Origin of the sequence: Roseivirga misakiensis (genome assembly GCF_001747105.1) — a bacterium.
GTDB classification, from domain to species: Bacteria; Bacteroidota; Bacteroidia; order Cytophagales; family Cyclobacteriaceae; genus Roseivirga; species Roseivirga misakiensis.
Window position 1 is genome coordinate 243,899 of the sequence record NZ_MDGQ01000004.1, and the last position, 11,356, is coordinate 255,254.

At 41.2% G+C, this 11,356-nt stretch carries 10 protein-coding genes; 5 read left to right on the forward strand and 5 right to left on the reverse strand.

Annotated elements, in window-relative coordinates:
* Nucleotides 1-41 precede the first annotated feature (41 nt).
* The gene (gene dxs, locus BFP71_RS07080) at nt 42-1,976 is read left to right on the forward strand and encodes a 1-deoxy-D-xylulose-5-phosphate synthase (RefSeq protein WP_069834790.1); all 1,935 of its coding nucleotides are present in this window, start codon (nt 42-44) and stop codon (nt 1,974-1,976) included.
* Between the two features lie 226 nt (nt 1,977-2,202).
* Here dxs and trxA read toward each other — a convergent pair whose 3' ends face one another.
* Nucleotides 2,203-2,502: a thioredoxin gene (trxA, locus tag BFP71_RS07090; protein ID WP_069834898.1), complete on the reverse strand. Its 300-nt coding sequence runs from the start codon at nt 2,500-2,502 to the stop codon at nt 2,203-2,205.
* Nucleotides 2,503-2,584: 82 nt separating this feature from the next.
* On the opposite strand from trxA, the gene BFP71_RS07095 reads away from it, so the two are divergent.
* Both BFP71_RS07095 and BFP71_RS07100 read left to right on the forward strand, forming a co-directional pair.
* The gene (locus tag BFP71_RS07095; RefSeq protein ID WP_069834899.1) at nt 2,585-3,373 is read left to right on the forward strand and encodes a sterol desaturase family protein; all 789 of its coding nucleotides are present in this window, start codon (nt 2,585-2,587) and stop codon (nt 3,371-3,373) included.
* Nucleotides 3,374-3,488: 115 nt separating this feature from the next.
* Nucleotides 3,489-4,106, forward strand: a complete 618-nt coding sequence (locus BFP71_RS07100; protein ID WP_069834792.1) for a hypothetical protein — start codon at nt 3,489-3,491, stop codon at nt 4,104-4,106.
* Nucleotides 4,107-4,169: 63 nt separating this feature from the next.
* On the opposite strand, the gene BFP71_RS07105 is transcribed toward BFP71_RS07100, so the two are convergent.
* From BFP71_RS07105 to BFP71_RS07120, 4 genes are all read right to left on the reverse strand, one after another.
* Nucleotides 4,170-6,578 carry an ABC transporter permease gene (locus tag BFP71_RS07105; RefSeq protein WP_069834793.1) on the reverse strand — a complete coding sequence of 803 codons (2,409 nt, stop codon included), beginning with the start codon at nt 6,576-6,578 and terminating at the stop codon, nt 4,170-4,172.
* 500 nt (nt 6,579-7,078) lie between these two features.
* Nucleotides 7,079-8,521, reverse strand: coding sequence for an aldehyde dehydrogenase (locus tag BFP71_RS07110; RefSeq protein WP_069834794.1), 1,443 nt, complete (start codon nt 8,519-8,521; stop codon nt 7,079-7,081).
* Nucleotide 8,522: 1 nt separating this feature from the next.
* Nucleotides 8,523-9,503 (reverse strand): dipeptidase, encoded by a 981-nt coding sequence (locus BFP71_RS07115; protein WP_069834795.1) that lies wholly within the window; start codon nt 9,501-9,503, stop codon nt 8,523-8,525.
* 3 nt (nt 9,504-9,506) lie between these two features.
* On the reverse strand, nt 9,507-10,295 hold the full coding sequence (locus BFP71_RS07120; protein ID WP_069834796.1) for an SDR family oxidoreductase: 789 nt from the start codon (nt 10,293-10,295) through the stop codon (nt 9,507-9,509).
* A gap of 90 nt (nt 10,296-10,385) precedes the next feature.
* Here BFP71_RS07120 and BFP71_RS07125 point away from each other — a divergent pair, with 90 nt between their 5' ends.
* Nucleotides 10,386-10,916, forward strand: a complete 531-nt coding sequence (locus BFP71_RS07125) for a 3-hydroxyanthranilate 3,4-dioxygenase (protein ID WP_069834797.1) — start codon at nt 10,386-10,388, stop codon at nt 10,914-10,916.
* A gap of 69 nt (nt 10,917-10,985) precedes the next feature.
* A complete protein-coding gene (locus tag BFP71_RS07130) occupies nt 10,986-11,351 on the forward strand; it encodes a four helix bundle protein (RefSeq protein WP_069834798.1) in 366 nt (121 codons plus the stop codon).
* Nucleotides 11,352-11,356 lie beyond the last annotated feature (5 nt).

Consider the following 11,356-nt stretch of genomic DNA (forward strand, 5'->3'; position numbering starts at 1 on the left):
CGACACTCAAGTGTTGTTGTTTAGGCACTAGTTCAGAAAAAATGTTAATACAGCCCGGACCTCTTCTCTCTAAAATTGATTCTCCAGCAGATTTAAAGGAATTAGACCAAGCACAACTTGTTGAGGTTTGTGATGAACTCCGTCAATTTATTGTAGATAATGTCTCTGTTTACGGAGGTCATTTCGGGGCATCGTTGGGCGTAGTTGAATTGACCGTCGCGTTACATTACATTTTCGATACACCAAAAGATCAATTGGTTTGGGACGTAGGTCATCAGGCTTATGGACACAAAATTTTAACCGGTAGAAGAGACAACTTCCACACAAATCGTATCTACAAAGGACTTTCTGGATTTCCGAAAAGAAAAGAGAGCAATTACGATACTTTTGGTGTAGGGCACTCCTCTACATCTATTTCCGCTGCATTGGGTATGGCTATCGCTAACCAGTACAAGAAGGATGACAGACAGCATATTGCCGTAATTGGCGATGGTGCCATGACGGGAGGGTTGGCTTTCGAGGGAATGAATCACGCTGGTGTTTCAAATTCGAATTTGCTGATTATCCTGAACGATAATTGCATGTCGATTGATCCTAATGTAGGGGCATTAAAAGATTACCTCACTGACGTAACTACCTCACATACTTACAATCGCGTAAAGGACGATGTATGGAAGTTACTGAGTAAGTTCTCCAAGTTCGGTAAAAGCGCCCAAGAGGTTGTTTCAAAGGTTGAAAACTCGATTAAGTCGCTCCTATTAAAGCAGAGTAATCTCTTCGAGTCATTGAACCTAAGATATTTTGGACCGGTAGATGGGCATGACGTTCACCATTTAACCAATGTGCTGAACGACTTAAAAGATATTCCTGGCCCTAAAATTCTTCACTGCGTTACTGTTAAAGGTAAAGGCTATAAACCTGCCGAAGAGGGAAATGCTACAAAATGGCATGCACCTGGTAAGTTTGACAAGGTCACTGGTGAAGTCTTCAAAAAAGTACCAGACGCGCCTCAAGCACCTAAATATCAAGATGTCTTTGGTCATACGCTCGTTGAGTTGGCTGAAAAAAACAAAAAAATAATGGGGATTACCCCAGCCATGCCTTCTGGTTCTTCCATGAACATAATGATGAAGGCTATGCCAGACCGCGCTTTTGATGTCGGTATTGCTGAGCAACACGCCGTTACTTTTTCTGCAGGACTAGCTACGCAAGGTCTAATGCCTTTCTGTAACATCTACAGCACGTTTATGCAGCGTGCGTTTGATCAAGTGGTTCATGATGTTTGTACGCAAAACTTAACGGTCAATTTCTGCTTGGATAGAGCTGGTTTTGCCGGCGCTGATGGACCTACTCATCATGGTGCCTATGATATTGCTTACATGCGATGTATCCCGAATATGATCGTGGCTGCACCGATGAACGAGGCAGAACTCAGGAATCTGATGTACACTGCACAATTACCTCGAGATGGCCAAGCATTTACTATCCGTTACCCAAGAGGGCAAGGTGTAATGCCAGATTGGCGAACTGATATGCAAAAAGTAGCTATCGGAACGGGCAGAAAAATATCTGACGGTGAAGATGTAGCCATCTTAACCATTGGTCATATTGGAAATTATGCCATCGATGCAAAAGCCAAGCTTGCAGAAGAAGGTTTAGTCCCGGCACATTACGACATGAGGTTCGTGAAACCGCTTGATGAGGAGCTATTGCATGATATTTTCAGAAACTTCAAGAAAGTGGTGACTGTTGAAGATGGCTGTATTATGGGTGGGTTCGGCTCTGCTGTACTTGAATTTATGGCCGAAAATGGCTACGGTGCTCAAGTGGTAAGACTTGGAATTCCAGATGACTTTATAGAGCATGGTACACAAGAGCAGTTACATGCCGAATGTGGGTTCGATGCCGAGCATATTGCCTTGAAAGTCCGCGAAATGGTGGGTGCAAAAACACCGAGCAGCACTTCTGCTAATTAATATCTTCTTTTCAGAGAAAACTTTCTTCTTTTCCTTTGCGATAGCTTGAGGTAAATCAAGGACCCTACTATTGGTATAAACAGCAACAGCAACAGGCTAAGGAGCCTCTCTAAAGCGCTCCCGTCACGCTTTACAAATACGTACATCGCATAAGCCAATACAAGAATGTGCACTATCATGAGTAACTGATAAGGCAGTAAAGAACTATCTGCTAGAAAGAAATCCATTAAGACGCTTTTTCTATCATATTGGTCAAGTCTCTTTTTGTCAATACGCCTGCCCTGTTTTCAAGGATTTTTCCATTCTTAAATAGGATCAAGGTCGGTATACTTCGTACACCAAAACGCTGCGCTATGGGTTGGTTTTTATCAACATCGATTTTTATGACCTTGACCTTATCACCCATTTCTTGGGCCACCTCTTTTAGAACTGGCGCCATCATTTGACAAGGCCCACACCAATCCGCATAGAAATCTACAAGTACGGGTGTTTCCTGATCTACGAGTTGCTCAAACTTTCCTTTCATTACTTTAAAATTATGCATTCTTAAAACCTACTATTTGTTTTAATTGTTCCCTATTTTCGACAAGCTTTATTTCAAGCCAGACATGAACGAATACGACTTTACCGATCCACTAACATTTTTGGCTTTGACAGGGCTAATGTTTTTAATGGTCGTGTTTAGGTACACCCTAGTTGCAGGAATTTTTTATGTCATATTCTACATAATCGACCCGAAGAGCTTTCGCAATCGCAAGGTCCATAAGCCAACAAAAGACAAGAAACAGTACCGAAGAGAAATACTTTGGTCCACCTTAACCTCACTATTTTTTGCAGTGGCTGGTGCTGGCATGGTAGTACTCTGGCAAAAAGGATATACTGCTATTTATGAAGATGTAAATGACTATGGTTGGTGGTGGTTGCCCGTTAGCTTTCTAATTGCTGCTTTAATCCATGAAACGTACTACTACTGGCTTCACAGATGGATGCATAAGCCGCAAGTTTATCGATTGATTCATAAAGTCCATCATGACAGCCATATTACATCACCATGGACATCCTTCTCTTTTCATCCTGGTGAAGGCATACTCCAATCAGTGATCATACCAGTAGTCATTTTGTTCTTACCGATGCATTACTGGACAATCGTCACGTTACTCACTTTTATGACGTTAACAAGTGCTATCAATCATTCTAATGTAGAAATCTACCCGAAGGGGTTCCATAAACATTGGCTAGGTAAATGGATGATTGGAGCAACTCATCACAGCCTACATCATACTCAGTATCGTTTTAATTTCGGTCTGTATTTTACCTTTTGGGACAAGTGGATGAATACAGAAAGTGATAAATACCCCAAAGACTTCGAGAGGCATACCAACTCAAGTAATTCATAGAGATCGAAAAGTATTTGTTTCTAAAAAGAGAATATATTTAATTTGTTAAAATCCAACGAGTAGTTTTAGGTCGTATTTGGATTAAAACAGGTCTTAAATCTCAAAAGAAACAATTATGAAATTTATAAAATTAATATCAATTACGGTACTAAGTCTTGGGTTGTTCGGTCACAATCCAAAGCACGACGCGATCATTCTTACAGCAGAAGGTGGGGCGGTTAGCTCAATGACCACTGAGTACTATCAAAGGCGAGCAACAAACGATCATCAACTGGATACTCCTGATGGAGGTAAGCTTACTTTGTTCACCGTCCAAACGAATAGAAGACAAACAGACATCGTGCTTTCTAAAACCAACCCTCAAGGCAACGAAGAATGGGTGAAATACTATGGTGGTAAGGGATACGATTACGCCAGTGACTTAATCGCTACCCGCGATGGCGGTTATCTCATCTTGGGTGAGACTAGCTCCTATGGTAATGGCAACAATGATATCTACCTGGTAAAAATAACTGAACTCGGTGTGAAGCAATGGCAAAACACCTTTGGTGATAGATACAATGAGTATGGCAAATCTGTGCGGGAGACTGAATACGGGTATTATATTTCTGGCACCCGCCAAGATTGTAGTGCTGACTCAGACGATCCTACACCCGATTGTCTTACCTTAAAACTGATCATAAAAACTGACCAAAAAGGTAAGGAACTCTATAAAGGAGATGTAGCTAAATAAAACACAAAGACTGGAGAGCGCATTTGTACTCTCCAGTCTTTTGTTTTAGCATCATAACGTAAGCTACTCATAGCGTAATGAATCCACCGGATTGGCTCTTGCAGCTCTCGCCGTTTGAAAGCTAACGGTGGCCAAAGCGATTAACATGACCAAAGCAGATGGTACGGCAAATATGTACCAGTACAGATCAATCCTAAAGGCAAAGCCACTCAGCCATTGGTTCATTCCATAGTAAGACAATGGAATGGCTAAAAGCACGGCCACTAGGATCAATTTCAAAAAATCGACTGACAGCAGTTTTAAAATACTCGGAACGGATGCCCCCAAAACTTTTCTCACACCGATCTCTTTTATCCTTTTTGAAGTCATAAAGGCGGCAAGTCCGAATAAGCCCAAACATGCCACTAAAATCGCAAGCCCCGAGAAAATAGTGAATACACTTCCGAACTGGCGATCAGCTGCATATTGTTCTTCAAAACTGTCATCTAAGAAAAAGTACTCAAAAGGATTTCCAGGAAAAAACTCTAACCATTTCTCCTCAGCCAATTGAATTACTTGTTGTGTATTAGCAGCATTATATTTGATCGAATAGTAGTTATTCGCATTTGGAATAAGTCTGAAGATTAATTTATCATAATCTTCTTTGAGAGAATTATGATGGTAGTCTTCCAACACTCCGATCACCGTGTAGATATTTCCCCAAAAGAATATTCGCTGATTTAGTGCATCCTCAGGGCTCTCAAAACCAAAATCCTTAACAGCCGATCGAGAAAAGAGGATTTTCGATTCTTCATCGCCAAACTCCTCAGAGAAGGTTCTACCCGCAATAATTTTAAGATCGAAAGTTTCTACATACTCATAGCCAAAACCAAGGACTCTATACTGTTTCCCTTCGCTATCAGGAGCTCCTTCTCTTCTAATTCCTCCGGCATTCCAACCAACCTCTCGCCCTGGAACAACGGTACTAACAACTACATTTTCAATGTTCGCATTGGCCTCCAAAACATCATTAAAAGCTGTTAATTTCTCCGAGTATGTGGAATCTAGTACAAGTGGTCCATTGATCACAAGGGTCTGGTTTATATCGACCCCTAAGTCTTGATTTCTCATATAAGAAATCTGTTCGTAAACTGTATATGTTCCAATGATTAATCCAATGGATGCCATAAACTGAAAAACCACTAAGCCTTTGCGTAACCAAGCACCCCCAGAATTACTCATACTTCCGCCTTTCAAAGTATCAATGGGCTTGTAAGAGGAAAGCACAAATGCCGGATACATTCCTGATAAGAAGGTTCCTACCAAAAACAACGTGGCCAACCCGATCCAAAAACCTTGTTGAGTGAATAATGCTAAAGTCATTGGCTGATCTGCCAATCTAGAAAAGCTCGGTATTACTAAAACTACGATGCCAAAGGCAAGGGCAACCGCAAATAGATTGATCAATAAGGACTCTGTTAAGAACTGACGAATTAATTGACCCTTCTGAGAACCTAAAACTTTTCTCAAACCTACTTCACGAGCGCGCTCCATCGATTTCGCTGTGGCCAGATTAACGTAGTTTACCCACGCGATCAGTATGATAAAAAATGAAATACCTAACAACGCATAAACAGAATCTCCATCGCCGTTTACTTCTGCTTCACCAATGAAGTTTGAGTATAAATGAATATCGCGCATAGGCTGTAGCTCAAAATCCATCCACGTATCAGCATTACGCATTTCCTCTCCCCATCTTTCATCAATAAACTTGTCGATTTTTGCCGTAAATTCTTCAGGGTCTGTCCCTTCAGTGAGCTCTATATAATTGAAATACCCATCCCAATACCAAACTGTATTTAAGTTACCATCTTCATCATTAGCCTCTTGATTTGCCCATGAAACCAAAATATCGAATTTGAAATGTGTGTTATCCGGTGCATCAGCAAAAACAGCGGCAATATTAACAGACTGCTCTCGGTTAAACATAAGGGATTGGCCTACTACATCCGTTCTGCCGAAATACCGCTTTGCTGTTGATGCTGATATAGCAATAGTATTCAACTCTGTTAAGGCCGTTTCTGGGTTACCGTGGAGAATTTCCTTACCAAAAATTTGAAATACATCTTGATTTGCGAAATAGATTCGTTCCTCTTTAAACTCTACATCACCCTGAGACAAGACTCCACCTGTTCGTGTCAAACGGGCAAATCGCTCTACTTCAGGAAATGCTTCATTCAAAATATGCCCAATAGAAACTACACCACTTGCCCATTCAGTACTTAATTGACCTTGGTTGTATCTATTCGTTTTTAGCCGATAAATCTGATCCGCCTTTTCGTTGAAGTCTTCGTAACTCAGTTCGTAATTGACGTATTGAAGGATTAATAAACTAGCCGCGATTCCGAGCGCAAGACCAGTGACGTTAATCAAAGAGAAAACTCTGTTTTTTAACAGTGACCGAAATGCCACTTTAAGGTTGTTTTTGAACATGGTGGTTGTTTTGTTGTGATACTTGGTTTTGACGCCGTGGTTACAAGAAACGATGAACTAAATCATTATCGTATAAATCTTGATAACATGATATTAAGCAAAACAGATCGTAAATCATTCAGAATCAATGTTAAAGGATACAAATGATCAAAAAAATAACCAGCTGTCTGGCTGGTTAATCATTCTTATCTTTTTCAGTAGGTATAAAATAAAAGAGTCACTCCCGTTGGAGCGACTCCCTTTCACCTAAACACCTGGGTAACTAACTACTCATAGCGAACCTTTCGGTTCCTACACCCAGACTTATCTTAAATTTGCCGGGCGGCAAACATATTTCTTTGTTAAAAAAGGAAACTCCTCTCCCCTCTTGAATATCAAATTTAGTAGTATTTTTAATTAAATAAAATTTAACAAATCAATAATTTTCAAAACTTTAACCCAAGCTCCGTCAATCTAGCTTTAATGCGCTCAAAACCTGTTTTTTGCTGTATGAATCCAATTTAAAGTTGAATACATACATTCTTCTTTTCACTGAAAAAGTCCAATACTTCCCAGCCTCCTTCCCTTCCGACGCCACTTTTCTTGACCCCTCCGAATGGCGTTCTTAAGTCTCTATGGAGCCAGCAATTCACCCATACTATACCCGATTCTAATTGATTACTCATACGGTTAGCAGTTTTCAAATTGTTGGTCCAAACTGTCGCTGAGAGCCCATAAACGGTACTATTAGCCATCATAAGCACCTCCTCTACCGTGTCAAAAGGAGTCAAAGTGACCACCGGACCAAAAATCTCCTCTTGGTTGGTTCGGCAGTCAAAAGAGAGGCCCTCAAACACGGTGGGAGCAACGTAATATCCATTGGACAATTCCCCGTTTAACCTCACCTGATAACCTCCGGTTAACACACGTCCCCCTTCCTCTTTTCCGAGCTCTATATAGCTCAAAACTTTCTTCATGTGCCCTTCGGATACAACAGCACCAAGGTTAGTTTTTGCATCCGAAGGATCGCCGATCTGCAACTGTTCTACTTTTTTCACGAAGGCGTCTTTGAACTTCTCATAAATCGAGCGTTCCACAAAAATTCGAGATCCACACAAACAAATTTGACCTTGATTGGCAAAACTCGAGTGCACAGATGTCTTCAAAGCCTCCTCAAAGTCACAATCTGCGAATATGATATTCGGATTCTTACCTCCTAGTTCTAAAGACAGCTTTTTGAACATTGGCGCGGCAGTAGCGGCGATTCTTTTACCAGTAGCCGTACCTCCTGTAAAAGATATGGCCTTTATTTCAGGGTGTTCTGTGATGGCCTGACCTGCATCTGGCCCATTTCCATGGATAATATTCAAAACCCCTGATGGCAACCCAGCCACTATACATAGCTCCGAAAGCAGAAAAGCAGTCATTGGAGTAATCTCTGAAGGCTTAGCAATTACCGTATTCCCTGCTGCTAGTGCAGGAGCAATCTTCCATGTAAACAAGTAAAGGGGCAAGTTCCAAGGAGATATACAACCCACTACGCCGATGGGGCTACGTAAAGTAAAATTCATCGCCTGTCCGTCAGATTCATGCGCTTCAGTAGATTCATGTAATATAGCTGTTGCAAAAAACCGAAAATTCGCTGAGGCGCGCGGTATATCTACTCTACTGGCAAGTTTTAAGGGCTTACCGTTGTCCTTAGATTCTGCCGCTGCTAGTTTATTGTGATTCTGATCGATGAGATCGGCAATTCTGAGTAATAATTTGGATCGATCTGAGCGGCTAGTAGCGGACCAGGTTGGAAAAGCTGCCGAAGCAGCATCAACGGCTGCCTGTACGTCAGCAGCGCCTGAGTCAGGTATTTTACTGTAAACTTCGCCTACGGCAGGATTGTAATTATCAAAAGACAAGCCGCTTTGCGCATCAACTAATTCTCCATTGATATAATTGCGAATAATTTCCATGCTATTTCCAATTTGAAGCGATGAATTGTTCTACGTTTTGATGAGCCAATTTAGTTTTTTGAGCGTCAGTTAAAGCATTTGAAAGCTCAGCTAAGATCTCTTGATACTTGGCAGCGTTTTCATGTTGAGGAAAGTAAAAAGGATGCCTGGATGGATCTGGAAAATCTCCTGTATAAAAGAAATCGGCTCCAAAAGCCATGGAATTCTCGCCTCCGGAAAGCTCGAAACCATATTTTATGTGATCTAGCAGCGCTTCTGGCCGATCGTTATCCAAAAAGGCCCTCAAAAAATTCATACCAATTAAGCCTCCTCTATCCACAATCTCTTGCGCATTTTCTCTTGTAAGATTTCTTGGGTGATCCCAGATATCCCTAAAATTTGAGTGGCTCGCCAACACCGGAACATCCAAACTCTTTTTGACCGTATAATCCAGAATATCATGGGCTAACGCATCGGAAGTATGCGATAAATCAACGGCAATTTGCCTTCCAGACATGTATTCCAATAGTACCTCACCATCGGGCTTTAAACCAGCTGTTGCATAATTGCCACCACCAAACCTGTTTTCGGCATGATGGGTAAAACTGATATAGAATAGCCTTTCTACATTCTCAAGAATCGTTTCTAAATTCTTAAAAGCATTATCCAAAGGCTCATCCTCATTACACAAACCCGATGCGCTTTCCAATGAAGCAACTATTCCAATTCCCTCATCCCTTGACTTAAAACCTGCTGTTGCTTGGTAAAAGCTATCCGAATAGTCGCTAAATAACTCTTTGTAAAGGGCAGATTGTGCCAACCCATTTCTTGCACTAGCCTCCTCGACAGCCGTATAAACGGCCATGACTTGCATAGCGACTTTTCCCTCTTTTAAAAAAGGTAATCCCGCTCCAAAAGCGCGACTGTCTGCTCGAGCATTCGAGTTCATCAAAAGATAAACCAGTAAGTCACAGTGTAGATCTATAATTGGGAATTTGCTCATAGCTTACAAGCTGCCAGTTCTTCCGCCATCCACTGGCAAATTGACTCCATTTATGTATGAAGCGGCTGGTGTGCATAAAAAAGCAGCTGCAGCGGCCACTTCATAGGCTTCGGCAAAGCGATTTGCAGGCACACTAGCTTTCATAGCTTGTTCTACTTCTGCTACGCTTTTTCCCGTTTTGTTTGCCTTATTTTCTATGATTGAACTTAGTCGCTGAGTAGCCGTGGCTCCTGGTAGTACATTATTTACCGTAATGCCAAACTGACCAAGTTCGTTGGCTAAAGTCTTGGACCAATTCGCTACGGCACCCCGAATCGTATTAGAAACACCCAGTCCATTCAAAGGTATTTTAACCGAAGTACTAATGATGTTAACAATTCGTCCATAACCTGCGGATTTCATTGCTGGAGTAATGGCCTGTGCCAATATCTGATTACAAACAAGGTGCTGGTTAAAAGCAATTCGGAATTCATCAATACCAGCTTCAATCGCCTGCCCACCTGGAGGGCCTCCGGTATTGTTAATCAATATGTGGTACGCATTCCCTTGGCCAAGGTGATCAGTGACACACTGTTTTAGTAAGTCGGGTTTCGAAAAATCGGCAACCAAAATTTGATGTGATTGACCATCTTCGACAGTCAAATTACTTTTTACTGCTTCAAGGCTTTCTTCATTTCTAGCACATAAAGTCACATCTGCACCCAAAGCAGCTAATTCTTCAGCAGTAGCACGGCCTATTCCCTGAGTACTACCACAAACGAAGGCCTTCTTTCCTTTTAAATTAAGATCCATAGGTTTAAGCGTATCAATCAAAGTTATGAAAATCGAAGAGAGTCCTATGGCGATTTTCGTTAAATTAGAGGCAAGCTAAATAGAAGGAAAATGGGTATTAGGAAACCGTTCAACCTGAACAAATGGATCGAGGATAATCGCGATTTATTGAAACCACCTGTCGGAAATAAAAACCTTTATCCAGAAGGTACGGACTACATTGTAATGATTGTTGCAGGCCCCAACGCACGAAAAGATTATCATTACAACGAGACAGAAGAACTTTTCTATCAACTGGAAGGAGAAATAACAGTCAGAATTCAAGAAGATGGCAAAGCGGTAGATATTGACTTAGGTCCTGGCGATATGTACCTCCACCCGCCGAAAGTCCCACACTCTCCTATGCGCAAAGAAGGCTCAATTGGTTTAGTGATTGAACGAGTTCGCAAACCAGAGCATACCGATGGCCTCATGTGGTTTTGTGATAAGTGCAACAACAAATTGCATGACACATATTTCCCATTAACTAATATTGAAAAAGACTTTCTTCCAAGGTTTAAAGAGTTCTATGCTTCAGAAGAACTTCGAACGTGCAAAAACTGCGGTCACAAGATGGAAACCGACCCACGATTTGTAAAATAACACCCGCTATTGGAGATTGGTCATTAGTTATTGGTCAATTTCGACTAAAGCATACAATACACACATATTATGAAACTCGAAGAATTGAGAATATATCAACGTGCAAATGAGATCTCTGATGAAATATGGCATCTGGTCACAAAAATGAGCTATTTCGAAAAAGATACTATCGGGAAACAACTTGCAAGAAGTGCTGACTCCATTAGTGCAAACATAGCTGAAGGATATGGTAGATTTTTCTACAAAGAAAACAGGCAGTTTTGCTTTTACTCCCGAGGTTCTTTAACAGAAACCCAAAACTGGCTGGGAAAATGTAATCGCCGACAGATCATAGATTCAGCCTTGTATAAAAAACTAGATGACCAGTTAAATGATCTACATAAATCGTTAAATGCATATATCAAAACTCTTGGGGAAACTGCAAATGACAATTGACAAGT

Bases quoted from the DNA above. Each gene is read 5' to 3' on its own strand.
- BFP71_RS07125 (WP_069834797.1), top strand. From the start codon at position 10,386: ATGGGTATTAGGAAACCGTTCAACCTGAACAAATGGATCGAGGATAAT.
- BFP71_RS07110 (WP_069834794.1), bottom strand. From the start codon at position 8,521: ATGGAAATTATTCGCAATTATATCAATGGAGAATTAGTTGATGCGCAA.
- BFP71_RS07120 (WP_069834796.1), bottom strand. From the start codon at position 10,295: ATGGATCTTAATTTAAAAGGAAAGAAGGCCTTCGTTTGTGGTAGTACT.
- BFP71_RS07100 (WP_069834792.1), top strand. From the start codon at position 3,489: ATGAAATTTATAAAATTAATATCAATTACGGTACTAAGTCTTGGGTTG.
- trxA (WP_069834898.1), bottom strand. From the start codon at position 2,502: ATGAAAGGAAAGTTTGAGCAACTCGTAGATCAGGAAACACCCGTACTT.
- BFP71_RS07130 (WP_069834798.1), top strand. From the start codon at position 10,986: ATGAAACTCGAAGAATTGAGAATATATCAACGTGCAAATGAGATCTCT.
- BFP71_RS07105 (WP_069834793.1), bottom strand. From the start codon at position 6,578: ATGTTCAAAAACAACCTTAAAGTGGCATTTCGGTCACTGTTAAAAAAC.
- BFP71_RS07095 (WP_069834899.1), top strand. From the start codon at position 2,585: ATGAACGAATACGACTTTACCGATCCACTAACATTTTTGGCTTTGACA.
- dxs (WP_069834790.1), top strand. From the start codon at position 42: ATGTTAATACAGCCCGGACCTCTTCTCTCTAAAATTGATTCTCCAGCA.
- BFP71_RS07115 (WP_069834795.1), bottom strand. From the start codon at position 9,503: ATGAGCAAATTCCCAATTATAGATCTACACTGTGACTTACTGGTTTAT.